This is a genomic window from Terriglobia bacterium (assembly GCA_020072645.1).
Lineage (GTDB): Bacteria > Acidobacteriota > Terriglobia > Terriglobales > Acidobacteriaceae > Angelobacter.
Genome location: JAIQGK010000006.1, coordinates 68,626 through 91,766, shown reverse-complemented (window position 1 = coordinate 91,766; position 23,141 = coordinate 68,626). Strand labels below are relative to the sequence as shown.

Annotated in this window: 25 protein-coding genes; 11 read left to right on the top strand and 14 right to left on the bottom strand. The window is 55.2% G+C overall.

Annotated features, from left to right (window positions below):
* Positions 1 to 58 precede the first annotated feature (58 nt).
* From LAO76_10465 to LAO76_10445, 5 genes are all read right to left on the bottom strand, one after another.
* Positions 59 to 214 carry a hypothetical protein gene (locus LAO76_10465; GenBank protein ID MBZ5491343.1) on the bottom strand — a complete coding sequence of 52 codons (156 nt, stop codon included), beginning with the start codon at positions 212 to 214 and terminating at the stop codon, positions 59 to 61.
* An 812-nt stretch (positions 215 to 1,026) separates the two neighbouring features.
* The gene (locus tag LAO76_10460; GenBank protein MBZ5491342.1) at positions 1,027 to 1,251 is read right to left on the bottom strand and encodes a hypothetical protein; all 225 of its coding nucleotides are present in this window, start codon (positions 1,249 to 1,251) and stop codon (positions 1,027 to 1,029) included.
* 47 nt (positions 1,252 to 1,298) lie between these two features.
* A complete protein-coding gene (locus tag LAO76_10455) occupies positions 1,299 to 1,535 on the bottom strand; it encodes a hypothetical protein (GenBank protein MBZ5491341.1) in 237 nt (78 codons plus the stop codon).
* 321 nt (positions 1,536 to 1,856) lie between these two features.
* Positions 1,857 to 2,093 carry a hypothetical protein gene (locus tag LAO76_10450; protein ID MBZ5491340.1) on the bottom strand — a complete coding sequence of 79 codons (237 nt, stop codon included), beginning with the start codon at positions 2,091 to 2,093 and terminating at the stop codon, positions 1,857 to 1,859.
* Positions 2,094 to 2,110: 17 nt separating this feature from the next.
* Complete coding sequence (locus LAO76_10445; protein MBZ5491339.1) at positions 2,111 to 2,692, bottom strand: redoxin domain-containing protein; 582 nt, start codon at positions 2,690 to 2,692, stop codon at positions 2,111 to 2,113.
* A gap of 484 nt (positions 2,693 to 3,176) precedes the next feature.
* Between LAO76_10445 and LAO76_10440 the strand changes: the two genes are divergently transcribed.
* The 5 genes from LAO76_10440 (at position 3,177) to LAO76_10420 (ending at position 7,986) form a co-directional block, all read left to right on the top strand.
* A complete protein-coding gene (locus LAO76_10440; GenBank protein ID MBZ5491338.1) occupies positions 3,177 to 4,010 on the top strand; it encodes a fatty acid desaturase in 834 nt (277 codons plus the stop codon).
* Positions 4,011 to 4,180: 170 nt separating this feature from the next.
* Positions 4,181 to 5,086 carry a HAMP domain-containing histidine kinase gene (locus LAO76_10435; GenBank protein MBZ5491337.1) on the top strand — a complete coding sequence of 302 codons (906 nt, stop codon included), beginning with the start codon at positions 4,181 to 4,183 and terminating at the stop codon, positions 5,084 to 5,086.
* The gene (locus tag LAO76_10430; GenBank protein ID MBZ5491336.1) at positions 5,083 to 5,799 is read left to right on the top strand and encodes a response regulator transcription factor; all 717 of its coding nucleotides are present in this window, start codon (positions 5,083 to 5,085) and stop codon (positions 5,797 to 5,799) included. Before LAO76_10435 ends, LAO76_10430 begins: the two co-directional genes overlap by 4 nt.
* Before the next feature lie 31 nt (positions 5,800 to 5,830).
* Positions 5,831 to 6,112 (top strand): hypothetical protein, encoded by a 282-nt coding sequence (locus tag LAO76_10425; GenBank protein MBZ5491335.1) that lies wholly within the window; start codon positions 5,831 to 5,833, stop codon positions 6,110 to 6,112.
* Between the two features lie 383 nt (positions 6,113 to 6,495).
* A complete protein-coding gene (locus LAO76_10420) occupies positions 6,496 to 7,986 on the top strand; it encodes a thiol oxidoreductase (GenBank protein MBZ5491334.1) in 1,491 nt (496 codons plus the stop codon).
* Positions 7,987 to 7,995: 9 nt separating this feature from the next.
* On the opposite strand, the gene LAO76_10415 is transcribed toward LAO76_10420, so the two are convergent.
* The 3 genes from LAO76_10415 to LAO76_10405 all read right to left on the bottom strand — a co-directional run bounded on the left by LAO76_10415 (position 7,996) and on the right by LAO76_10405 (position 11,145).
* The gene (locus LAO76_10415; protein MBZ5491333.1) at positions 7,996 to 8,139 is read right to left on the bottom strand and encodes a hypothetical protein; all 144 of its coding nucleotides are present in this window, start codon (positions 8,137 to 8,139) and stop codon (positions 7,996 to 7,998) included.
* A gap of 193 nt (positions 8,140 to 8,332) precedes the next feature.
* Positions 8,333 to 9,169: an NAD(P)-dependent oxidoreductase gene (locus LAO76_10410; protein MBZ5491332.1), complete on the bottom strand. Its 837-nt coding sequence runs from the start codon at positions 9,167 to 9,169 to the stop codon at positions 8,333 to 8,335.
* A gap of 116 nt (positions 9,170 to 9,285) precedes the next feature.
* Entirely contained in the window at positions 9,286 to 11,145 is a 1,860-nt protein-coding gene (locus LAO76_10405) for a hypothetical protein (GenBank protein MBZ5491331.1), read from the bottom strand.
* A 264-nt stretch (positions 11,146 to 11,409) separates the two neighbouring features.
* Between LAO76_10405 and LAO76_10400 the strand changes: the two genes are divergently transcribed.
* A complete protein-coding gene (locus LAO76_10400; GenBank protein ID MBZ5491330.1) occupies positions 11,410 to 12,591 on the top strand; it encodes an acyl-CoA dehydrogenase in 1,182 nt (393 codons plus the stop codon).
* Between the two features lie 184 nt (positions 12,592 to 12,775).
* Positions 12,776 to 14,374, top strand: coding sequence for a hypothetical protein (locus tag LAO76_10395; protein MBZ5491329.1), 1,599 nt, complete (start codon positions 12,776 to 12,778; stop codon positions 14,372 to 14,374).
* A 42-nt stretch (positions 14,375 to 14,416) separates the two neighbouring features.
* On the opposite strand, the gene LAO76_10390 is transcribed toward LAO76_10395, so the two are convergent.
* The 5 genes from LAO76_10390 to LAO76_10370 form a co-directional block, all read right to left on the bottom strand.
* The gene (locus LAO76_10390) at positions 14,417 to 14,695 is read right to left on the bottom strand and encodes a hypothetical protein (protein MBZ5491328.1); all 279 of its coding nucleotides are present in this window, start codon (positions 14,693 to 14,695) and stop codon (positions 14,417 to 14,419) included.
* A gap of 202 nt (positions 14,696 to 14,897) precedes the next feature.
* Entirely contained in the window at positions 14,898 to 15,353 is a 456-nt protein-coding gene (locus LAO76_10385; GenBank protein ID MBZ5491327.1) for a hypothetical protein, read from the bottom strand.
* Positions 15,350 to 15,697, bottom strand: a complete 348-nt coding sequence (locus LAO76_10380) for a hypothetical protein (protein MBZ5491326.1) — start codon at positions 15,695 to 15,697, stop codon at positions 15,350 to 15,352. The genes LAO76_10385 and LAO76_10380 overlap by 4 nt, the downstream gene beginning before the upstream one ends.
* A 256-nt stretch (positions 15,698 to 15,953) precedes the next feature.
* Positions 15,954 to 16,229 carry a hypothetical protein gene (locus LAO76_10375; protein ID MBZ5491325.1) on the bottom strand — a complete coding sequence of 92 codons (276 nt, stop codon included), beginning with the start codon at positions 16,227 to 16,229 and terminating at the stop codon, positions 15,954 to 15,956.
* A gap of 169 nt (positions 16,230 to 16,398) precedes the next feature.
* Positions 16,399 to 16,866 carry a hydrogenase gene (locus tag LAO76_10370; GenBank protein MBZ5491324.1) on the bottom strand — a complete coding sequence of 156 codons (468 nt, stop codon included), beginning with the start codon at positions 16,864 to 16,866 and terminating at the stop codon, positions 16,399 to 16,401.
* Between the two features lie 515 nt (positions 16,867 to 17,381).
* On the opposite strand from LAO76_10370, the gene LAO76_10365 reads away from it, so the two are divergent.
* Positions 17,382 to 17,888 carry a DUF4440 domain-containing protein gene (locus tag LAO76_10365; GenBank protein MBZ5491323.1) on the top strand — a complete coding sequence of 169 codons (507 nt, stop codon included), beginning with the start codon at positions 17,382 to 17,384 and terminating at the stop codon, positions 17,886 to 17,888.
* A 472-nt stretch (positions 17,889 to 18,360) separates the two neighbouring features.
* Here the strand turns inward: LAO76_10365 and LAO76_10360 are convergent, their stop codons facing one another.
* Positions 18,361 to 18,819 (bottom strand): UPF0158 family protein, encoded by a 459-nt coding sequence (locus tag LAO76_10360; protein MBZ5491322.1) that lies wholly within the window; start codon positions 18,817 to 18,819, stop codon positions 18,361 to 18,363.
* A gap of 933 nt (positions 18,820 to 19,752) precedes the next feature.
* Here LAO76_10360 and LAO76_10355 point away from each other — a divergent pair.
* The 3 genes from LAO76_10355 to LAO76_10345 all read left to right on the top strand — a co-directional run bounded on the left by LAO76_10355 (position 19,753) and on the right by LAO76_10345 (position 23,069).
* Positions 19,753 to 20,622 (top strand): universal stress protein, encoded by an 870-nt coding sequence (locus LAO76_10355; protein ID MBZ5491321.1) that lies wholly within the window; start codon positions 19,753 to 19,755, stop codon positions 20,620 to 20,622.
* A 222-nt stretch (positions 20,623 to 20,844) separates the two neighbouring features.
* Positions 20,845 to 22,335: a phosphotransferase gene (locus LAO76_10350; GenBank protein MBZ5491320.1), complete on the top strand. Its 1,491-nt coding sequence runs from the start codon at positions 20,845 to 20,847 to the stop codon at positions 22,333 to 22,335.
* A complete protein-coding gene (locus LAO76_10345; GenBank protein MBZ5491319.1) occupies positions 22,332 to 23,069 on the top strand; it encodes a nucleotidyltransferase family protein in 738 nt (245 codons plus the stop codon). Before LAO76_10350 ends, LAO76_10345 begins: the two co-directional genes overlap by 4 nt.
* Positions 23,070 to 23,141: the final 72 nt, after the last annotated feature.

Below are 23,141 nucleotides of genomic sequence, written 5' to 3'. Positions count from 1 at the left end.
CAGGGGCTAACAGCGCCGCTTCGACCTTCTTGCCCGCTTGGACCTTCTTGCCGGCAGACTAAGCACAATCTCCGTCCCTGCTGTGCGGATGGAATGTGATCGTGCAGATCGTACCGGCTTGAAGCCCGCCAGTGATGCGATCAGCCTCTTCGGCCGTGATGTCGCGGGCGCCGCGGTATATCAATACTCTGTTCTCGTCGTTCATATCGTTCATATCGGTTCTTCCTTTTCTGAGCCATCGGCAACCGACGTTCAGCAATCAGCGAAATCAGAGACTTATGCATTTAACTCATCACTTTCTCCGGTCTGCCGCTGTCTCCTTTACTACCATTCTTCGGGGCTTTGGTCTGTATTCCTCCGCTGATGCAATCAGCTTCTTCAGCCGTGAGGCCACGGGCGCTCACTTGCCGCGTCCGCGCTTCGCCCAGGTCGAGATGCCCTGAGTGCTGACGGGCGACAAACCATTTTCAGGTCTCCGGTGTCTACGGCGGATCGGAAACGCAAGATCCGAGGCTTGCTCCGTTTATATGCACACAGGAGCATGCGCCGCTGCATGGTTGGGTGGCGCTGCAACGTCCGCTGCAAACGCCAATAGCTCCTGGCTGCCTCTGCAATTGCCGGGCTGAGACGGTCCCGGCGCTTAGGACGGTAATAACAAGGGCAGCAAAGAGTGTTCCTTTGATTTTCCGACCCATGATCGCTCTCCTTTCGAGCAAAAGAGCAGCGGATGCCGAGGCTCCGCTTCCAAACTATTTTTTCGGCGGTCTGAGAGGCCCTGGGTCTCTAACGCACCCACCGGTGGTTCCAGTAAGTATCTGGCAGATGCATGCGCCGCTGCAAGGCATGGTGGCGCTGCAAGTGCCTTTGCACACAGGAAGCAGGTTAGTCGGCGTCCGAAGTTGCCGCGCGGAAACCGTTCCCGCACAGAGAACAGCCGTGGCCATTGCTGCCAGGAATGTGTTTTTGATTGTGTTGCTCATGATTCTCTTCCTTTCTATAACAAGCCCAGAAATGAACAAGGTCCGACTATTTTGCCGGCTTGGCTGCCACCAAGAGGCACGTACCTATCCTTTCTCCGGAAGAAATGAAGCACGTGCAGGAAACGTTGCTGCAAGGCACTTTCTTGGTGCAGGAACTGTTGCAGACAGCGACGGTGGAAGCTTGACGCAACTGGCGCGCGGAAATCGTTCCCGCACAAAGAACAGCGGCGGCCATCGCCGTAAGGACCGAGTTCTTGATTGTCTTACCCATGATTCACCTTTTCCTTTTTGCAAGAGAAGAGGATGAATGTGGTCTGGCTATTGTGCCGGCTTGGCTGCAATGAACCCGCATACACCTGTGGTGGCGGTGGGGCTGTTGAAGACGCATCCGCAGCCCAGAACGTTAGGGCAGGGTTGTGTCCTGCTGCAGAAATGGTGCTGGCAAGTTGTGTCTTGAACATTCAGAGACAACTGGCGTGCGGAAACCGTTCCCGCGCAGAGAACGGCTGTCATCATCGCCGCAAGCAATGTGTTCTTGGCTACATTCCTGGTCATGATTCATTCTCCTTTTCGGTCATAAGCTTCATGTGGGATCTTCACGGGTGCCTATTTCCCTTGAGGCGCAAGCCCGGCCGGACGCGTCGTGCAAAATGCGGTGGTGGGCGTAGTAAAGGAGCAGAAGCAACTGTTAGGGCAAGGCTGGATGGCGCTGCAAGTGCCGCTGCAGGCAAAGCCCCTGGGCTCGCTCCGAAACTGCCGGGCGGAAACTGTCCCCGCGCTAAAGACAGCAATGACGATGGCCCCGAATAAGAAGTTTTGCGTGGTCTTCCTCATGATTGACTCTCTTTCCTTTACAAGACCGGCAGCACCGGGCCGCTACTTCGCCAGGGGTTGGGCTCCCGTGGGATGCGACAAACAAGTCCCTGTAGTTGCATCCAGTGCAAAGGCGCAGACGCAGCCGGTGGAGCACTGAGTTGAACTGGTGCAGGTACCACGGCACGCGGCAAAGCCTTTTGCGTTGCTCCGCAACTGCCGCGCGGAAACTGTTCCTGCAAAGAGAACGGCGGTGACGATCGTTACCAGCAACCCTGACTTGATGATTCCCTTCCTCATGATTGCTCCTTTCAGAATTAGAGGGCCGGCTGATGGCCCTGGGCATTCACAGTAGTTTTGCTATCGGCAAGGTGCTGTTTCAGGTCAGCCAGGTAAGAGTCATTCAGCACTCCCGTCCAGACCTTTTCCACTTTTCCATTGGGATCCACCAGGATTGTTTGCGGCGTGAGATGCATATGGTAGTCCACCGTGGCCCGTGGATCTGCCTTTAGGATGACCGGCAAACTGGAGAGCTGGTGCTGCGAAACAAAACTCGCGGTCGTGGTTGAGGTCACGTCCACCAGCACTGGGCGAACGGCCGAGCGGTTCAGCGAGGAAATTACCTGCTGCCACTTGGGCCAGTTTTGATCGCAAAAAGGGCAGGTTGGAGAAAAAACCATCACCAGCACCTTGCGCGAATCTTTTCCGTAGAGCACTTCGACCGGCTTGCCCTCCACGTCAACCCCTCGCAGGTCAGGCACTTGCGTTCCAGCAGCGGCTTCCATAACCGGCGGCGGCAGTGAGAGCTGCGCTTTCAATTGGCTGTTCTGGTGAATCAGAGCGATGTTTGCCGCAAGCAGCACAACGCAGCAGGCAGAAAGTGCAACAGTCCATTTCATCGGCTGTTTCCTCGCGGAAAAATGAGAAGACGTTGGTCCGCCAAATACATTTCGCATGTTAGCAAAATTTCAGCGGCATCCAAGCAAATGCGGCAGCAAAATCGAGAAGCTCTGTTCCGATTTGGCACAGCCGAGCATCGACAAGGGAGTGCGTGATCGGTCATTTTTCTGCCGAATAATCAGGGACTGGACTGCTGCTTGGTGTGCGGCGCGAAAAATATTCCGCACCTTGCATTTGAAAGGCGGCTTCCCAAGGATAGACCGCGTTTCCAGGTGATGTGTGCACTTTAGTACCGCGCCCAATTCCTTTGGACTTATCCTTCCGGCCCCACGATTACAGAAGTATTACAATCCGTCCGCTTCCCTGCTGGTAGGCTTGAATCAAATAGGCACGCACGAACCACCAAGGAGACTCACACTCGTGAATTTTTTCAAGCGGGATAGAACGTTTCGGGAACCAATCGGGAAGCTCACCACTTTTTTCATGGTTGCATTCCACATAGGCGCGGTCGCAGCGCTCTTTATGTTTACGTGGAAGGCGTTTTTCATCTCGCTGTTTTTGTGGTGGGTTGCCGGGAGCCTTGGGATTGGCATTGCGTATCACCGGCTGCTCACGCACCGTGGATTCAAGACCTATAAGTGGTTCGAATACTTCATTACCTTCTGCGCCACGCTGGCGCTGGAAGGCGGTCCGTTTTTCTGGGTGGCGACACACCGCGTCCATCACCAGAATACTGACGTGGAAGGCGATCCGCACTCTCCTCGCGATGGCGGCTTCTGGTCGCATATGGGCTGGATCATCACCGGGCGCACGCTGCACAATCATTCCGCCGCGCTGTTGCCCTATATCCCCGATCTTCGCAAAGACAAATTCCATACGTTCATCAGCAAATGGCATTGGGTACCGATCACCGTCCTGGGTCTTGTGCTACTGGCCGTGGGCGGCTGGTCTGTGATGCTCTGGGGAATCTTCTTCCGCACGGTGATGGGTCTTCACTTTACCTGGCTGGTAAATTCCGCCACGCATATGTGGGGCTCACAGCGCTTCCTGACCGGGGACACGTCCAAGAACAGCTTCTGGGTTGCGCTGCTGACATTTGGCGAAGGCTGGCACAACAACCACCACGCTCATCCTCAGGCGGCCCGCCACGGTCTGGCATGGTATGAAATTGACCTGAACTGGTACGGTATCTGCGCGCTGCGCGCCATGGGCCTTATCTGGGACGTAAAAGCGCCCAAGCTGAAGGAAGCCGTAAAAATCAAGCCAGCCAAGGTGCCGCTGGAAACATTTTCTGCGACCGCTTCAGGGGATGATTAGAACTTAACCACGAAGGACACAAAGGAACACGAAGTTTTAAGGGCGATGCGGCTACGTATCGCCCTAAACTTTTTTTCGTGGCAAGACTTCCCTGCTGATCTGCGTTCATAGCTGCCGTGGAAATCTGCGCCTGAAACCCTTCCCCTTCCTTTACAATTTGCACAGCGACCATGCGCATCCGAAGCAGCGCCAAGACAATCGCATTCTTTATCACGCTGGGTTCCTGCCTGGTGGGGCTGGCCATTTATCTCAACATCGTCTGGCTGGTACATAACTGGCGCAATGTGGTGCCGATGGTGCTGGGCATCATCTTCTTCAGCCTGATTATTGCCGGACTGGTGCTCTATACGATCTTTCTTGTCCGCGAAATCCGCCGCAGTGAACAGCAAGACAGCTTTCTGAACGCCGTTACCCACGAACTGAAGACACCCATCACTTCCATCCGTCTCTATCTGCAAACGCTGGAGCGCCGAACGTTGACCGACGATCAGCGCCGCGATTTTTATCGCCTGATGCTCGATGACACTGATCGTCTCATGAGCACGGTGGAACAGGTGTTGCGCGCCGGAGAAATCCGCCAACGTCGATCGCGCGACCGCTGGAAGGACGTCGATTTCACTGCCATTGTTGAAGAAAGTCTGGAACTGGCGCGGCTACGCCATCATCTTTCCGCTGAGACGTTGCGCTTTGGCGCCGCACCGCCGGAGCCGATCACGCTGCTGGGCAATCCTGAAGAGTTGCGAACAGCGGTAGCCAATCTGATTGAGAATGCCGTGAAATATTCCGGCCAGCAGCCTTCGATCACCGTAGAGGTGGCAACACCAAACATTGACACGGTGATACTGCGCGTCCATGACAATGGCGTGGGTATACCGCGCCGCGAACTCAAGCGCATTTTCAAACGCTTTTATCGCGTGCACAGCCAAGCCACGGGACAAGTAAAAGGGACGGGGCTTGGACTGTTCATTGTGCGTTCCATTGCGCGACGCCACGGCGGTGAAGCGTTTGCTGAAAGCGAAGGCGAAGGACGCGGCAGCACGTTCACGCTTCGCCTGCCGAGGGTTTATCACGTATGAGCCGCATTCTGGTTGTCGAAGACGAATCGCACATTGCTGAAGGACTGCGCTTCAACCTGGAGGCAGAGGGCCATCAGGTGGAAATTGCGGAGGACGGTGAAGATGCTCTGGACCGCATGCTGGCCCGGAACCAGTCTTATGATCTGGTATTGCTGGACGTGATGCTGCCGGGCAAGGACGGATTTGCCGTGGCCCATGAACTGCGCCAGCGGCAAAATTTTGCGCCTATCCTGATGCTCACGGCCCGCGGACGCCCAGAAGACATACTGAAAGGATTTGAATCCGGCGCGGACGACTATCTGCCCAAGCCCTTTAATCTGGATATTCTTGTGGCCCGCATCGGCGGGCTGTTGCGACGGAAGAACTGGCTGCAAGCCGCGAAAGAAGCCACGCCCGCAGCGGCGGACGAGTTCAGTTTTGCCGGAAAGAAAGTTGATTTCCAGAAATTGCAGCTGCACAATGGCAAACAAGTCTTTCAGCTCACGCTGATGGAAACGGAGCTGCTCCGCTATCTCATCCGCAATGGCGGGCGTCCAGTGGCGCGTAAAGAAATCCTGGAGCGGGTCTGGGACCTGAAAGAGGACACCGATACGCGCGCGATTGATAATTTCATCGTGCGCTTGCGCCGCTATATTGAAGATGATCCCACCAAACCGAAGCACCTGATAACGGTCCGAGGGCTGGGGTATCAGTTTGTGGCGAAACCGGACTAGCCTGCCTACCAGTGGTCTGCGGGCAGTGAATATGGAGTGCGCCGTCCGCGCGTTCGCCAGGAAGAATCCTGATAAGCCGGTCGCCACGGAAGCACAGAAGATGGGCGGAGCATTGAATGCTGATGCATACGCCAAGATCATGAAGGGCTTTTTTCCTTGCCGCGATGCCCTCGCGCTACAGCCCGGAGATTATCTTTTGCGGGTGGGCGTGCGAGACAACGTAACCGGGCTGATTGGAACAGCTAACGCTTCTCTCACAATTCCCGAGGAGAGCAGCAGCGCGAATCCGTCGCCGGCGCCGGCCAAGCCCTGACTTCACTGCATACAGCCGCGCTACGGGGTGTGCGGCGATTTCTTTCATTGTTGTCCACTCGCTTCCACCCCGCAGGTTTGTTATCTATCTGCGCTATCTGCGCGCGTAAATCTACGCAGAGGCAATCGATTTCAATTTGAAACATTCCACATTCCCAATCTGATACTCGCGACCCGTGCCGTTTTGGAATTCCGGCAAACTTTTTCTTAGTGCCTTTCAACCTTCATTCAAAAATCCAACTCACAATGTGAGTTGCTGGTTTGGCCGATTTCGCTGTTGCCAAACAGCTCCGCTGGAAAGTGCGCACAACACCAACTCACCCAAACTTGCAGAGAGTTTCTGCAACGGCCCTAACGGAACATAGATTGAAAGGACGAAACGTTATGAAGGTTCCCCACATTCACGGAGCTTTGCAAAATCCACTGCTTCGAGTGCTGTTGTATTGTCTAACGGCGGCAATGCTGCTTTCGCTCAACCTGAAAACCGCACGGGCGCAAAGCACACCCGCGGCGGTCGATCCCGGTGTGCGTCAAGGCCCGCAACCCCCTAACGGAGCAGGAAACCCGATTTTCGGACTTCCCCCTGACCAGAACACGTTTTGGTTTGATGGGCTAGTCCTTTTTGGTGACACAGTTTCGGTAAAAGGCACGCTCACCGGCGAGCCGTTGCTCGGACTTGGGCCCGCTTTCAATGGCAACAGCTGTCTTCTCTGCCATTCGCAGCCGGTGATCGGCGGCAGCAGTCCAACTCCGAATCCGCAGCGAGCCATCGCCAATCTGGACAATGCAAGCAACATCATCCCTAGCTTCCTCACGGTGAACGCTCCCGCTCTGGAAGCGCGCTTTGTGCGCAACGCTGACGGCACCCCCGACGGCGGCGTGCACGATCTGTTTACCATTACCGGCCGCACGGATGCGCCGATTGGCTGCAACCTGAAACAGCCGGACTTTGCCACCCAGCTCCAGAACGGAAACGTCTCCTTCCGCATTCCCATTCCGACCTTCGGCGAAGGCTTTGTCGAGAACGCGTCAGAGGACATCCTGACAAAAAATCTTGCTGCCCTGGGCACGATCAAAAGCTCTTTGGGCATAAAAGGGCGTTTCAACACCAGCGGCAATGACGGCACCATCACCAAGTTTGGCTGGAAGGCGCAGAACAAATCCATGCTGATGTTTTCCGGTGAAGCTTCCAACGTGGAAATGGGCATCACCAACGAGCTTTTCACCAACGAAAGAACCAACAGTGGCTGCGCAACCAACGCTACTCCGGAAGATAACACGCACGTCATCATCCCCCCAGGGGGCAACGCAGGTGACGATGCCAGCGAGATCTCTTCTTTGATTGAAAACTTCACCATCTTCATGCGGCTGAATGCGCCGGCACAGCCGTGTGATTTCTTCACCAGCCAAAACAGCTGCCAGGCGCTCGGCGCCTCCGCGCTGCGTGGCCAGGCACTGTTTGGTACAGTTGTTCCCGGTTCTACCGGAACGGCGAACACTGGCATCGGCTGCGTGTTATGCCATACCGATTCGCTCCACACTGCCAAGTCAAATCTGGCTCCTCTGAACCAGGTGGAGTTCCATCCATTCTCGGATTTCGCGTTGCATCACATGGGGCCGGGACTGGCTGACGGCATAAGCCAGGGCGTGGCGGGAAGCGACGAATTTCGCACCGCGCCGCTTTGGGGCGCAGGCCAGCGGATCTTCTTCCTGCATAACGGCAGCACCAGTGACATTGTGGCTGCCATTGAATTGCATGCCGGACCTTGCGCCACAGGGCAGGTTTGCTCTGAGGCTACCCAGGTCATCAATACTTTCAATAGCCTGACCCAACAACAGCAGCAGGATCTAGTGAACTTCCTTCGCTCGCTGTAGGTCTCAGCATCACTCGCCGGCTTGGTCTTCTCCGCCAAGACTCAGCCGGCGAATTTTTGTCTTTTGTGGCAAAAGATAGTGTTCTGGTTTACCACGATCCTTACCACGGTTTTCCACCAAGCAGCGGAAAACCGCCTGATTTTCCTCCAGCATTTTTATTATTCCCGTGTTTGGCCAGGTTTTATGGCAATGTGGGTAGGTACGCTGATAATTGCGATTATCTACGCCATCAAGGGCAGGACGCGGCGAGTGGGCAGACTATCCGCGCTTGGCAAATTAGCGCGAAAGATGTTGAAGATGAGCCCAATGGAAGGACGCTTCTCGCCGACGCCGCAAATGTGAGCTGTTACGACTGCTTCCCTTTCAGCCGTAATCCTGCGCGCTCTTCCAGCAACATGATCGTCGCGGCATAGTCCAGGTCGTCGTGGCCATCCTTGCTGGCCTCTTCGTAGATTTCATCGATCTTGGTGAGTCCAGGCAGCTCCACGCCGTTTTCTTTTGCGGCGTCCATCATCAGGTGCATGTCTTTATGCATCAGCTTGAGCGGGAAGTTGGGCGAGTAATCCTGGTTGAGGATAAACGGCTTTTTGTATTCGGCCACGCCGGAGCGGATCATTGACGACTCGATCAACTCAAACATCTTTTCCGCCGGCACGCCCAGCTTCTTGGCCAGCGTCAGGCTCTCGCACAGGCCTTCATAGATAAAGACGATGTTCATGTTCTGCGCCAGCTTGGCGGAAAGGCCTTTGCCGTTGTCGCCCATGTGAATCACTTTCTTGCCCATGGCGCGGAGACATGGCTCAACACGCTCAATGTTGTGCGGCGCGCCGCCAATCATAAAAATCAGCTGGCCGCTCTCCGCCGCCACCTTCGACCCAGTTACTGGAGCATCAAGAAATTCGCAGCCCTTTTCCTGCAAGCCTTCCATGAACAACAGGCTGGCGGAAGGCGAGATGGTGCTGGAGTCAACAACAACCGTGCCGCTGGTAAGGCCTTCAATCGCGCCGCCCGGACCAAACAAGACAGCCTGTACTGCCTTGGTATCAGAGACGCAAACCCACACGGCGTCTTTGTCTTTGGCTGCTTCAGCGGGCGTGGCAGCGGTTTTGGCCCCCTCAACGTCACGGGGCGTGCGGTTCCAGACCGTCACTTCATGTCCGGCTTTCACCAGGTTGGCGGCCATGGGCCGCCCCATAATTCCAAGACCTAAAAAGGCTACGCGCATGCTTGGCATTAAACTTGGTAAGAGCGGAGCGCGTCAAGTGCGGCCCGTTATAAACTTTACAGACCGCCTTGAGCTTACACTGCTGCTCGCATCGCTTTCTGTTTCAGAGCTGCCTGATTTCCCAACAGCATGGGTTCAGCAAAAAACTCGTAAAAGCGCAGGTCTTCCCAGTAACTGAGATGTGCGTAGATGGGGATTTTGTACTTGAAATGGCGGCGCGTGAGGCCCGAGTAGAAATGCAATGCTCCGCTTACCGGGTCCTGCTTGGACCAGGCATTGAGCCACAACACGGAATTCAAACCACTGGCGTCATACCGTTGCAATCTATAGAGACCATAGTCATAGTTGGACGGCCGCTTTCTGAAGGATTGCAGGAACTGAAGTAGTTGTGCTCGGATTGCCTGATGCGCGGGGACGTTTTCCCGGAAGAAGTAGTGGACTTTATCCAGCGGACATCCGAAGGTAACTAATCCAAGAATCTTGTTGAGTTCGTCCTGGGTAACTCTTGTTTTTGGAGGCACGCATCCCACGATCTGGTCTTCGCGCGAGTAGCGCTTGTTCAAGAGCTGATTGAGCGTGTCATAGGCAATTACGCTGCCCAGCGAGTGGCCAGCGACGATGACCTGATCATAGGGATCGTTCGCCTGTGCCACATTTTTTTCCTGCAACAGCCGAATCACAGCGTTTGTGGAACCCGCGAGGATTGCCTTGCGAATCAGGAAATTTTTGGCCTTGGCGTCTGCATTGGTATAAACGGCCACATCGCCGATAAAGCTGGCAAAAAAGAACTGCACCAGCCGGGCAAAACCAGCCGCCACTACAAAGAGCAGAACGTTCACATTCAGCAGGGGAGAAAAATAATCGCGAAGGCTGACAGACCACATGTAGCCAACAGCGATGCCGGCAGCTACAAAAAGCAGACCGAGCACGAAAGTCTGCCAAATCCAGCTCCGCACCACCATCACGGGTTGTTGCCGCTTGCGCCGTAACCAGGCTTGCCAGGCTTGTTTCATTACAACAAGGTTCAGCGCCAGGCCACAGACAAAGCAGAACGTCATGACACCCTTAGCGAACATGTGCTTTGCGGTCCAGCTTTCAAGAATGCCCTTTACGGCGTCCGGCAACTTGATGGTTTGCGGCACCAGATATAGAAGACCGCCAAGCACAAATAACAAAGGGACATGGATCAGGACTATGCGCCGGATTTCACGCATAAAAACTGTGGCCCCAGTGAGCGGCTCATCGCTTTCGTCAAGCTGGTCACTGGTGTGGCGGGATTCGCTCCCATTGCTCATTTCGCGCAGGTTTTCATTGAAAAGACGTATAGGCGTAAGCGTTGTCTTGATCAGCCACGCCAGAGTTTCACGATAGCTGATTTTGTCTTCCGTCTGCGGCGCCCAGTAGTACTCATAAATATCAATCAAACCCTCGGTATTCGGGTCAGGGCCAAAAGCCTGGGTCTTTAATCGTATTCGGGCCTCGGTTGAATCATTGTGGTCATAACGGTCCGCCGCGATTTGCAAATCGTTGATTCCGCCCTCAAAAGACAAATACCGCATCAGATTGCGACCAAACTGATCAAGGGTTTCATAAGGATTCTGTTCGCCGATTCCGTGAACAACCAGAATGGCGGTACGAGCTTTTGCCAGCTTCTTGCTCGGGGTGGGCACCATCAAGGCAACGCCAGCGTCGGGCTGGTCGATTTCGTCCTTGCCGATGCCGAGATCTTTTAACCGCGCCCGAAGACGTTCCTTGAAGGCCTCGTTTTCACGCTGTTTTGCCCGCAACGCAGCCTTCGCGCGTTTCTGGTCTTCATTGTCAGACTCAGCGTTCTGGGTTTCCGGACTCAGGTATTTGCGGGCGTTAGCGGTGCGATACAAAGACTTGAGGCGGGCTATTTCATGGGCTTGTCCGGCTTCAGGTGTGGCAGACATAGTCGAATCGTCCTTTAATTGATTGATGGAAAATTGCAGATTTTACGCAGTGTGACACAAATCCAGCAGAAACAATAAGGAATTTTTCCCCTAAGCTTCTTAACGTCTCTGGCTTGAAAGAGAAAAAGACAGGGCCACCCTGAGGATCAGAAAATTTTTAAAGTGGCCGATAGCAGCCCTTCAATGGGCCTCTCCAAATAAATACCTCGTAGGCTAACCTGATACAATTTTAGGTTTCCCTGAGTCTCTCAAAAGGATCATCTTATGTCCCAGACTTCGACCCAGATCGCTCCTCCACCTCAGCCGTTGGTCGCGCTTACCGATGATGAAATTCTCTTTCGTGACAATGTGCGCCAGTTCGCCGATCAGGCGCTCCGCCCCAAAGTCCGCGAGATGGATGAGAAGGGCGTTTTTGATCGCGAGTTGATAGACCAATTCTTTCAGCTAGGGCTGATGGGCATTGAAGTTCCAGAGCAATACGGCGGAGCAGGCGGAAAATTCTTTGAGGCGATTCTTGCAGTGGAAGAAATTTCGCGCGTGGATGCTTCCGCGGGCGTGATTGTTGACGTGCAGAACACGCTGTGCAATAACGCGCTGCTGCGCTGGACCACAGAAGAACAGAAGCGCCGCTATCTCCCAAAGATGACGAACAACACCGTGGGCGCTTACGCCCTGAGTGAAGCTTCGTCCGGTTCAGACGCCTTCGCCATGCAGACGCGAGCGCAACTGAAGGGTAGCGAGTATGTCCTGAATGGCCGCAAGCTCTGGATCACGAACAGCAAGGAAGCTGGCGTATTCATCCTGTTTGCCACGCTTGATCCCGCCGCTGGTTACAAGGGCATCACAGCCTTCATCGTGGAAAAAGATTTTCCTGGATTCACCGTCGGCAAGAAAGAAGATAAGCTCGGAATCCGCGCTTCCAGCACCTGCGAGTTGATTCTGGAAGATTGCCGCGTGCCGAAGGAGAACGTTCTGGGCGAAGTCGGCAAGGGATACAAGATTGCCATTGAGACGCTGAATGAAGGGCGCATCGGCATTGGCGCGCAGATGCTGGGACTGGCCCGCGGAGCATGGGAAAGCGCACTCAAGTATTCGCAGGAACGCAAGCAATTCGGCAAGAGTATTTCAGACTTCCAGGGTATCCAGTTCCAACTGGCGCAGATGGCCACAGAAATTGAGGCCGTGAAGATGCTGGTTTATAACGCGGCGCGCATGAAGGACGCAGGAATGAATTTTGTGAAGGAAGCCGCCATGACCAAGTTGTTTGCTTCGCAGGTGGCGGAGCGCGTGGCTTCTCTGGCGGTGGAAATTTATGGCGGCTATGGATTCACCAAGGATTATCCCGTCGAAAAATATTATCGCGACGCGAAGATCGGCAAGATCTATGAAGGCACGTCCAACATGCAGTTGCAGACCATCGCCAAGATGCTGCTGGGCGGGAAATAGACCTTAAGTCCATAGTCACAAAAGGCTAAGTACTTGTAACTTAATTAGTTACGGCTCGATCACTGTTGGCTTTGGGGAGTACCCGATTGTTTCCAGGGATTGAGCTGGTTTAAACTAGCGGCAATTTCCGGCTGCTCACCCCCACGGCAATGATACGAAATCGAGAAAGGGGCAGGAGTATACGTTGGTCCAGGATTCCCTTAAGGAACTGCAAGATTTAAAAGTCGTTCACACCTTTTATCTGGGGTTGCTCGAAAAAAGCCTGGGACACAGTGTGCCCGTTCCGCTTGAGATCAAGAACATCTCAGACGCGACGGAAAATGCCTCCGATCTGATCCCTGAATTCAAGCTGTGGCTCAATCTGCTGGATCTGGCGCTCACGCCGCCGCTGGTGCGCGACGCTCTCAAAACCTTGCCCGGATTAGAAACCGCGCACGCGTTGCTGCGTTATTTCACGGTTAAAGCATCACAGCGCTCCGGTGATCGCGACAAGACCGATTGCATCATCACGCATCTTTTTCGCATGCCCGCTCAGGGTGATACTCCGCCGGCGTGGCATCGGCCGGAAGTTGATAGTTCCTACGCTTTTATCTCACAGTCGGCGCTGGCCTTTGAGGCTGATCTGTACCGCGCCCTGGTTGACGTGCCTTCAGAAGCCATGCCGCCGGAGCACGTTGCGCTGTTGCAGGAATTTGAATATCTCTACCAGGAGCTGGAAGAGTTCCGCCACTTTGACCAGATCATTGATTCAGGAATCGTGCAGCGCGTGCGCGAACTGAAGCTGTCACTGGGAAAATCGTTTTATCATCCCGATTCTTTGGCCACGCTGGCTGTTTGGAACGACATTTTTGGGCGCAAGTTCGACGAGCTATTCCACGACGCGGCCATGCAGATCAAGACATTTGCCGAGACCGTACAAAAAGAAGGCGGCAGCCTGCTCTCAAAAGTTGAAGGCGACATTACCGTAAAAAATCTTAGTGAAGTGGAAACCAGTGAGATCCTGAAAGAAGATTATCAGTCAGCCCAGGACGAATTCCGCAAGGTATCCCGCTATAAAAAGGCCGTGGACAGCAGGCGTCCGGTCAGAATGTCCGCGGCAGGAAGCCCACGGCAGCCGGCCCGTGCGGCGCAGGAAACGGCACAGCCGCCGCGCCCCACAATTCCGCAGGCAAACACCGTAACGCAGAGGACCGGTCCACCCGCCACAACTTTTAACTCATCCGCTCCTACAGCAACGGGGCCATCGGGAAACTCCGGTAAGAATCTAACCACTGAAGTGTTGGCGGTTGCGCCGTCGCAAGCCGTACACAATGCCGTCCAGGAAGGGAAACTTCAAAGCGCGCGCCAGATCATCCGCGAGCACGTGCGCTCGTCAGACCCGAAGGTCGCCCACGTTTTTCCGGTAAAGAACTCAAAGATCACGCTGTCAACGGCCGAGGTGGAATCGTTCAGAGCCGACTATCAAACGGAAAAAAGTTTTCGGGCCGATTACGCCAACGTGATGATGACAATTGTGGCCTATCTTGCGCGCATGGTCATTGAAGTGGATGAATACAACCATAAAGCGAGTTCAGCTTATTTGTGGAAGCCGCACGCGGACGCGCTGGGATATCTAGTGAGCACGCTGGAGCGGCTGAGTATGGAGGCCGAACAGGTGATCTCCGTGGCCCGCGCACGTGGCCTTACGGAAAAGGCTGACAGCCTCGCGGCCTCGCTTGATAAGCTGCGCGACTATGGCAAGACAGTTTCGCAGACTTTGCAGTCAGCAAATCATCCGCAATAGTTTTCTTCTCTGATGGCTTTGAGCGTATTACGCTCGCCCTGATTATCTTCTGGGATTGTCTTTCGCACCGTAATCCATGCCAGAGTAGGGTTCAGTCTTGGCAGTCTGATGGGCGCTGGCGCCTGCTGTGCGTTTTTTCTTGGCTGCGGGCTTTTTGACGCCAAGCGCGATATCCGCCAGTTCAAGAAAACGGCTGCTGTTGGGCGCGCCACCGGGACGGTTTTCCCAGGCGCGTTCGCCAGCCGGTCCCTTCAAGCTATAACGCGGTGCTATCCAAAGGTCTTTGGAGACCTCTGTTTGTTTATCAGATTTTTTGGGCATGTGGTGCACTGATTATCTCCAGTTTTCAGGCCCTTTTCAATGAAAAAAGCTAATTTTTCGCGCGTTTCGCGCGGTCTTGTTTAAGCCGTACGGGTTAAGTACGACGCATCCAATTCCATAATGGAACCGGCAAAGGCGCCGGTAAGCGAACCCCGGTGCCTCCCCCGGCGGGCGCAATCGCCGGACTTCTGCTGCTGGCGTTCTATGGCTTATGGTTTGGCGTGAGCGCCTGGCGACGGAAATAATCGCGAACGGGATAGCGACACAGAAAAAATAAAAATGACGCGGAGATGATTGCGCCGGTGGATGAACGCAGCGCGTCATGGGTAAGAAAATAGCTGACAAGATTGCCACTGGCATCGACGGCGAAAAGGCAGACGCCAAACCACCACGCCCAGCGCCGACCGCGCAATAATCCAAGTGCAGCAAAGAACGTGCCAACACCGAGCGCCACCAGGAACACGCCGGAAACTCTGCCGATGGAGCGAAATAGCGCCGCGCCCTGCGGGTTGAATTTCCATAGGCGATCCAGCAGAGGACCAGGAAAAAGCAAACTACCGCCGGTAATAAGAGCAATGATTGTGGCGGCGAAGAGGAATGTTGCGATAACTACAATCGATTTAGGCCTGTGCCGCTTCAGGCTCGGGGTTGCGATCATCGACCCGCAAGCGCCCCAACCCTTGTAGCAAGTTCCTGCGGCACGTCAGCAAGAACCTCCAGCCATGAATCGGCGTCATCCAGCACTCTGCCGCTGGAGACGGTATAAAGCTCCAGCAACTTGGCGCCGCGGCAGCTCTCGCGGATCAGCCCCGCAATGCGCCGCTTGATTTTGGGAGAGACTGTCTGGCCCACAACAGCAACATCAAATTTATGCTGCCGGCATGCCTGGATCAAAGTGGATTCGTCCAGCGCAGAGACCACAACATGGCCTGCTCGTTCCAGAATAAGTTGCCTGGTGCGTACGACCGAGGGATCGACGCCAGTGCACAGAACCAGCGCCATGCAGGAGTCCTTTCTTATGAAATTCGGGGTGAAAGCGAAGCAGATATTACCACTGGAATATCTTTAAAATCCATAAGTAAAAGGGGCCAAAGTTAAAATTCCTGTAAAAAGGGAGCATTTTGAACTTTAGCAAGGGCGATTCTCATTCTGACTCTGCATTAGCTCTGAAATGGAACTGGAATGGCCACCTTCAAGTGGAAAATGCCCGCTGGAAGGCCCATTGGTCTGTTTTGAGTTTGGCGGAAGGGTATGAGCGCTACTTTTTGGAATCTTGACCGGCGGCGGCTGCCTTGGCTTTGGCTGGCTTATCTTTGGATAAAACCACATCAGCCAGTTCCAGGAACCGTGAGTTGTGCGTACTTTGCCCTTCACCGTACTCAGCTGCATGCGCCCCGCCAGTGAAATTCGATTTAGGGTTGATCCACATCTGGGGATTTTGGGTCTTTGTATCCATTGCTTGATTAGAACACACGGTATTGAGAGTAGCTGTATAGAAGAGCACACTTCGCAGGGCGGTGATGCCTTTGCACATTCCGAAAACGCCCCGGGGAGGAGCTGCCGGGCCGCCATGAGATACCGATTCCTACCACTTACGATGTTCACCGCATGTGTTGCGCTGGTCGCGCACGCCCAGTCGCAGTCTGCTGCCAGCCTGATGGAAAGCAAGACCAGAGGGCGTGTACATGCGGTCTATGCGGATGTTAGTCAGGAATGTGTCCGTAACGCGGCACTGCGGCGGGAACTACCGCGGCAGCCCCGCGCCGCAATCCCAAAAGCACCAGCACCGCCGACCCGACAATCGCCAGCCCTACTGACATAAACAATGCGGTCATCAGCGTCTCCTGCCAGGGCAGCGCGTTGTGTCCCGCGCCGGTAATGGGAGAGAGCGCAGCCGCACCCAATGCCGCTCCCAGCGCTGTGGCCGCCCAGTTTACGTAAGCTCCATAAAGCGCGGTCCAATACGCCGCAGCCTTGAGTTTTGCACTGAGCCGCACTTCCATCCACACCGCGCCCAGCGCGATGAGAAACGTTCCGTTCATTACGCCTTCCAAGTGCGCGGCCAGTCCCATGCGAGGATTGGCAAACTTCGTCTCCATGAAACCCGTCAGCAGTCCCAGCAAAAACAGGAACATGCCGTGCCAAATCAATCTGCGTCTGCTGTCGTCCACGGTGGTGGCTCCAATTCTGTGCATGCGGGAAGTGGGAGGATTGTATACCGTTGCGATCGCGACTTAGTTAGTCAGGGCGGGAATGCTACCGTGCAGACCCGACGCGCGAAAGCCCTCGCGGGCTTCCGTACCGCGTCGCCTCTGCACAAAAAACAAAAAAGACACCCGGCGAAACGCCGGGTGTCGAGGTTGGGGTGGCTTCGTGAAAAACCGTCTTCCGGACAGCCATCAAGCGAAAAAGCGAGGGCTTGAAAACTCCTGACAAAGAAATGAAATCATCTGCCTGCTGTATACGAAACTACTCAAACCAATATTCCCCAGCGCCATAGTTGCGGCATCTGGATGCGCTTGTATGTGAATAAGGCTTTTCTTAGGTAATGAGGCCTATGAGATTCTGCAAACGGGACATAGGAGTACTACATTCATTCTAAGAAATTAATTTCCCTAATGCAGGAACTTAGGGCCGCCGGCACATGGGAAATCGAAACCATCCTCTTCCATGTATACTCCGCACCATGCCTAACAACCGATTTCCCGTCTTTCCTCTCGTGGCTCTGCTTGCCCTGGTGCTCTCACTGTCAGCTTGTTCACCGCGCCCCTTTGACGCTGATGCCGAAGGCGCGAAGCTACTGAAGATGGACGCGGAATGGGCCGACCTGGCCAGCGACGGAAAAGACGTGGAGAAGATCATCTCCTACTGGAGCGATGACGCCTCGCTCATATTTCCCGGACAGCCCATTATCAAAGGCAAGGCTGCGCTGCGAGCCTACGTTACGGAAAGCGTGAAGACGCCCGGCTTTAAGATCCACTGGAAGTCGGACAAACCGGTGTTCTCGCCGGACGGCAAGATGGCCTACATGCCCGGCACCGATGAAGTGACCGTGCCCAGCCCAAAGGGCGCGGCGCTGATGACCATGCATTATCGCGGTGTCTCAATCTGGCGGCATGATGCGGACGGCCAATGGCGTTGCGTGGTTGATATCTCCAATGAGGAGCCGCCGCCCCCCACAACCGCAAAGTGAGTGTTCGCTGCGAAGGGTTGTCGACCTGCGCGCTTTTACGCCCCCGCAGCCCTGCGCGCTTCGGGATAGAGCGTGCTCTTGTCGATAGGAAGCTGAAGAGCCGTTGCTGCCTCTGGCGTAAGATCATGCCCGCCCTTAAGATTCACCCACAATGACTGGACGGTATAAATTGGTCCCCAGGGAATGCCTGCGAACGGCGCAGTCCAAGAAGCCCGAAGGTGCGTCGTCTCCCATGCAGCATCATAAAGAGGCGTTCGCAGGAAAATGTTTCGGTAGAACGCCCTGAAGTTGCATGGTTACAACAGGCTGCACCGGGATCCTTCGACTCGCGCGCGCATTCACGCGCGCATCGCTCAGGACGAGAAAGAAATGAGAGAGCGGGCGCCCCCAGAATGCAATAGGATCAAGCAAAGCCTTGGGCCGGCGTTGCCGGATTTTAGTTTTGAGCGCAGGCGTATGGCCGATTGTCCCATCACTTGTACACAAGCTTGTGTTCTTCCAGCCAGTCGCGGGCGATTTGCTCAATCGCTTCCTGACGATAGCGATACCAGGCATCCAGCAGTCCGAGCCGTTCAACGGCGCCGCGGAAGTGGCGAAAAGCTCCGGAGCCGTGAATAGCGCTGACCAGAACTTTGCGGGCGCTCTCATTCTGCTCGAGGGAGAAACGTTCCATGATGGCCCACTCGTGGACTTCAAAGCGGTCCGGCAAGGCCAGAAAGCGGTCACTCTCCAGGGCCTCGCGTATCTTGGGCATCGCCTCGCGTTGCCACTGCGGAAGGTCTTCGTCTGCGACTTCATCTTCCACCAAAGCAAGTTCGTCTTCACTCACCTGAACAATTTCCCCGGTTTCTGGGTTCACATAGGCCGCGCCTTCATTGCTTTGGGATTCGATGGCATCGGCGATGTCACGCAGGGAAAGGATAACGCCCATGGATCACCCACTGAATTGGAGCTAAATCGGTGGCATTATAGGACGAATCAAGCCGAATTTCTGCTGGAATGGCATGAAATTGACGCACAGTTTTTCCGGCCGTTTGCAGACAACGGCCAGGGATTGCGGAGCGTGGGATGGGTCCACTGGGCGGGTTTCATATTGTCCTAATTCGTAATTGATTCGCTCATCGAAACCCGCTAGGATACGAGTGCCCTCAGGGGTAGAAGTGGGTCTGATCATTGAAAACTAGCAGATAGCAATTGGCAATTGGCAATTAGCCGGAAGGCTGGTGCTTGGTATTTGGTACTGGGTGAAAGGGTTGCGACCCTCTGCCTGACTGGGATTGGGATTGGGTGACGCTTGGGTCACCCTTGGGCCACCCAAGGGCCACGCAAGGGCCACGCAAGGGCCACCCAAGGGTCGAATAGCGGAAGTGCTTTGTTTGCAACACGACCTTGAAAATAGGGGGGTGGGGTGGAAAATCGCCGTGATCGCGCGTCATCGCCGACATCGCGCGTGATCGGAAAACCGAGAACCTTCACCAAGGAGGCGCGGAGACGCGGAGAACAGCCAAGGTCAAAAGGTCGGAACGCTTCAGAGGTGCAGTTCAATCCGGAGGTATCCCCGGGGTTGAATCGCGCAAACCCTTTGCAATCCTAATTGAGGCATGGGGGGAGGGGCACCAGATTGCCAAAATTGCCATGATTGCCAAAAATCGCCGAAATTGAAAACGAGGAATCGCCGTGATCGCACGTCATCCGCCGTCATCGCCGTAATCGGAAAACCAAAACCTGCCACGAGGCACGAAGACGCGGAGAGCAGCCAAGATCGAAAGGTCGGGAATAAACGGACGATCGAGAAGACACGGGGAGTGATCTGCATCACTGCTTCGCTATAGCGCAGGAAGTAACGTTCTTGCCGAGGTGAATTATGGCCGCGCCGCTTCTGATCACACCCACCCGTCCTAAGCTGAAGAACGTGCTGTTTACCACGGATTTTTCCACCGGATCACTGGCGGCACTGCCGTACGCCTCCAGGATTGCGCGCGCGTTTGGAGCGAACCTGCATCTGTGCCACATTGAGCCGACAGCGCCGCTGGCAACAGGGCTGGCCGACTTGCACCTTTACGAAACGGCCGGCAAGGACGCTGCCCAGCGGCTGGCCGCTCTCCGTGATTTGCCTGAACTCAAAGGACTGCAGCCCGCGCTGGTGCTGGCGGAAGGCGAATTTAAGATCGAACTGCTGAAAGTGGTGAGCACGGCCGACATTGATCTGGTGGTGGCCGGCACGCGTGGACGCACCGGACTACGGAAAATGCTGCTTGGCTCCGTGACGGAAGAGATTTGCCGCGGCGTGATGTGCCCGATTCTGACGGTGGGCCCGGAAGCGGCGTCTAGCACAGGCGCGCCGTTTCAGCCGATCCTGTTCCCTACCAACCTTTCAGAGCTTAGCCTGAAAGCGGTGCCTTACATTGCCATGCTGGCGCAGCAGTTTGCCGCGTCCATTACGGTGCTGCACGTGCTCCCTGGCGATGAAGCGACCACGTCCGATGAAAACGCGCTTACTGAATCGGTCCGCAAAAACATGACCAGAAAGTTTTCCGCGCTGGCTGGCCTGAACCCGGAGTTTGTTGTGGCCATGGGCGATACGGCTGAAACCGTGCTGCGCGTGGCCCGTGAAAAGAAAGCCGGCCTGATCGCCATGGGAATTCGCAACGCCTTTAGGCCGGGAATCCTGCGGGAACGGACCGCGTATCGCATCATTGCCGGAGCGCAGTGCCCGGTGCTGACGGTGCGGTAAACGTCCTTATGCGGCAGTCCCGGGGATCCCCAGCAAGCCCGGTTTCCCAAACTTTAAGAGTGTAAAGGATGTCCCGATACAAACTGTAAAGGATGTGCCGACACTAGACACGGTTTTGGCATGCTGGGGGTGGAGACGATGGGGCGGAGCAACATAAACAATATTCATCGGCGATGTTATCTTTAACCCTGCACCAAATTCGCTCCGGGACCCGCTGAAACCATGTCGATTGACATTCTTAAAGGCCTCTTTGAGCAGCGCTTCCACGCGCCGCCCGATCGTGTGCAGCCGTTGCAGGGCCAGCTTGGAGGCTCAGGTCGCGTCATCATCCGGCTTTCGGCGGGGAGCCAGAGCGCGATCGGTATTTTGTATGACGTGCGGGAAGAGAATGTCGCGTTCATTGAATTCTCGCGGCATTTCCGGCGGCACGGCCTGCCTGTCCCGGAGATATACGCCGAAGATCTGCGGCACGGCGCTTACCTGGAGCAGGACCTGGGCGACACCACGCTGTTTGAGTTTCTGGTGGCGAATCGCGCGGGAGAGAACATTGCCCCTGCGGTGGTGGACGCCTATATAAAGGTAGTGCGGACGCTGCCGCGCTTCCAGGTGGAAGCTGGTCGCGACCTGAATTACAAAGTCTGCTACCCGCGCGGGAGCTTTGATCGGCAGTCGATTGCCTGGGACCTGAATTATTTCAAGTATTACTTTCTGCGGCTGGCCGGGATCGCGTTTAATGAGCAGGCGCTGGAAAACGATTTCAGCCGCTTGACCAAGTTTCTGCTGACCGCGCCGCGCGATTATTTTCTCTATCGCGACTACCAGTCTCGCAACGTGATGCTGCTCAATGGCGAACCGTTTTTCCTGGACTATCAGGGCGGACGCAAAGGCGCTCTGCACTATGACATTGCTTCCCTGCTCTATGACGCCAAGGCGGACTTGCCTCCGGCGTTGCGGCAGAAATTGCTGGACCATTACACTGACGCGCTGCGCGGCATGATTGGCATTGAGCGCGACGCTTTCATGCATCATTATTATGCATTCGTTTATGTCCGCATCATGCAGGCGCTGGGCGCGTACGGCTTTCGCGGATTCTATGAACGCAAACCGCACTTTTTGCAAAGCGTGCCATATGCGATAAAGAATCTGCGCTGGCTGCTTGAAAATGCGACGCTGCCGATTCCTTTGCCCGCGTTGACCAGCGCGTTCCAGGGGATTGTGGCTTCACAGAAATTACTGGCGCAGGTGGCGGAAGGTGATCGTCGCGGCCGTCCTGTCGCTGACAAGCCGCCGCTGCCTGCTCCCGCGACAGACAAACTTGTGGCAAGGATTTTTAGTTTTTCTTTCCATCGCGGCGGCCCGCCAAAAGACGAAACTGGCCACGGTGGAGGATTTGTTTTCGATGCGCGCAGCCTGCCCAATCCAGGACGCGAAGAACGATTCAAGATGCTCACCGGCAAAGACGCTCCGGTGATCGATTATTTGCGTCAACACAAAAGCGTGGATGAGTACCTGAAAAATGCCGAGGCGCTGGTCGACGGGAGCATCAGCAATTACCAGAGCCGCGGCTTCAAGAGCCTCACAGCATCTTTCGGCTGCACTGGCGGGCAACATCGCTCCGTGTATCTGGCAGAGCAACTGGCCAAACATCTGCGCGCCAATGATGGAGTGGAAGTAGTGCTGCGCCATATCGAGTTGGAGAAAATGGGCCGATGAAAGCCATGGTGCTGGCCGCCGGCCTGGGCACGCGGCTGCGTCCGCTGACCAACGATCGCCCTAAAGCATTGGTTGAAGTCTGCCGACGCACGCTGCTGGAAATCACGCTCGCGCGGTTGCGCGATTTCGGCATTCACGACGTGATCATCAACGTGCATCACTATGCTGACATGGTCATTGATCGCGTAAAAGCCGCCGGTAATTTCGGCATGCACATTGAGTTTTCCCGCGAAGATGTTTTGCTTGATACCGGTGGCGGCCTGAAAAAAGCCGCATGGTTCCTTGGCGAAGGTACGGACGAGCCGTTTATCCTTCACAACGTTGATGTCATCAGCACTATCGACCTTCAACGCATGGTTGAAGTCCACAAGCAAAGCGCAGCGCTGGCGACTCTTGCCGTCCAGGAGCGTAAAACGTCGCGCTACCTGCTGTTTGACGAGCAGGTTAATCTTTGCGGCCGCCGGTTGGTGAAAGAAGAAAGGACTGAGATCGTTCGGGCGTCAGCACAAATGACCGAACGGGCATTCGCCGGCGTCCACGTGATCTCGCCGCGGATTTTTCCTTTGCTCACGGAAGATGGCATTTTCTCCATTGTTCCGGCATATCTGCGGCTGGCAGCACAGGGTGAAAAGATTCAAGCCTTCCGCGCCGACGAATATTACTGGCGCGACCTGGGCAAGCCGGAAAACATCCAACAGGCGGAGCAGGACATAAAAGCAAACATGGTTAGATGAACAAGGTCAGGTAAAGTTCAGCGCAAGGTCGCTGCCCACGCAACATCGGTAGGATCGGCAAGGGGATAGCCA

Coding starts and splice junctions, on each gene's coding strand:
- LAO76_10465 (MBZ5491343.1), bottom strand. CDS start 214: ATGAACGATATGAACGACGAGAACAGAGTATTGATATACCGCGGCGCC.
- LAO76_10460 (MBZ5491342.1), bottom strand. CDS start 1,251: ATGGGTAAGACAATCAAGAACTCGGTCCTTACGGCGATGGCCGCCGCT.
- LAO76_10455 (MBZ5491341.1), bottom strand. CDS start 1,535: ATGACCAGGAATGTAGCCAAGAACACATTGCTTGCGGCGATGATGACA.
- LAO76_10450 (MBZ5491340.1), bottom strand. CDS start 2,093: ATGAGGAAGGGAATCATCAAGTCAGGGTTGCTGGTAACGATCGTCACC.
- LAO76_10445 (MBZ5491339.1), bottom strand. CDS start 2,692: ATGAAATGGACTGTTGCACTTTCTGCCTGCTGCGTTGTGCTGCTTGCG.
- LAO76_10440 (MBZ5491338.1), top strand. CDS start 3,177: ATGGTTGCATTCCACATAGGCGCGGTCGCAGCGCTCTTTATGTTTACG.
- LAO76_10435 (MBZ5491337.1), top strand. CDS start 4,181: ATGCGCATCCGAAGCAGCGCCAAGACAATCGCATTCTTTATCACGCTG.
- LAO76_10430 (MBZ5491336.1), top strand. CDS start 5,083: ATGAGCCGCATTCTGGTTGTCGAAGACGAATCGCACATTGCTGAAGGA.
- LAO76_10425 (MBZ5491335.1), top strand. CDS start 5,831: ATGGAGTGCGCCGTCCGCGCGTTCGCCAGGAAGAATCCTGATAAGCCG.
- LAO76_10420 (MBZ5491334.1), top strand. CDS start 6,496: ATGAAGGTTCCCCACATTCACGGAGCTTTGCAAAATCCACTGCTTCGA.
- LAO76_10415 (MBZ5491333.1), bottom strand. CDS start 8,139: ATGCTGGAGGAAAATCAGGCGGTTTTCCGCTGCTTGGTGGAAAACCGT.
- LAO76_10410 (MBZ5491332.1), bottom strand. CDS start 9,169: ATGGCCGCCAACCTGGTGAAAGCCGGACATGAAGTGACGGTCTGGAAC.
- LAO76_10405 (MBZ5491331.1), bottom strand. CDS start 11,145: ATGTCTGCCACACCTGAAGCCGGACAAGCCCATGAAATAGCCCGCCTC.
- LAO76_10400 (MBZ5491330.1), top strand. CDS start 11,410: ATGTCCCAGACTTCGACCCAGATCGCTCCTCCACCTCAGCCGTTGGTC.
- LAO76_10390 (MBZ5491328.1), bottom strand. CDS start 14,695: ATGCCCAAAAAATCTGATAAACAAACAGAGGTCTCCAAAGACCTTTGG.
- LAO76_10385 (MBZ5491327.1), bottom strand. CDS start 15,353: ATGATCGCAACCCCGAGCCTGAAGCGGCACAGGCCTAAATCGATTGTA.
- LAO76_10380 (MBZ5491326.1), bottom strand. CDS start 15,697: ATGGCGCTGGTTCTGTGCACTGGCGTCGATCCCTCGGTCGTACGCACC.
- LAO76_10375 (MBZ5491325.1), bottom strand. CDS start 16,229: ATGTGCAAAGGCATCACCGCCCTGCGAAGTGTGCTCTTCTATACAGCT.
- LAO76_10365 (MBZ5491323.1), top strand. CDS start 17,382: ATGCCTAACAACCGATTTCCCGTCTTTCCTCTCGTGGCTCTGCTTGCC.
- LAO76_10360 (MBZ5491322.1), bottom strand. CDS start 18,819: ATGGGCGTTATCCTTTCCCTGCGTGACATCGCCGATGCCATCGAATCC.
- LAO76_10355 (MBZ5491321.1), top strand. CDS start 19,753: ATGGCCGCGCCGCTTCTGATCACACCCACCCGTCCTAAGCTGAAGAAC.
- LAO76_10350 (MBZ5491320.1), top strand. CDS start 20,845: ATGTCGATTGACATTCTTAAAGGCCTCTTTGAGCAGCGCTTCCACGCG.
- LAO76_10345 (MBZ5491319.1), top strand. CDS start 22,332: ATGAAAGCCATGGTGCTGGCCGCCGGCCTGGGCACGCGGCTGCGTCCG.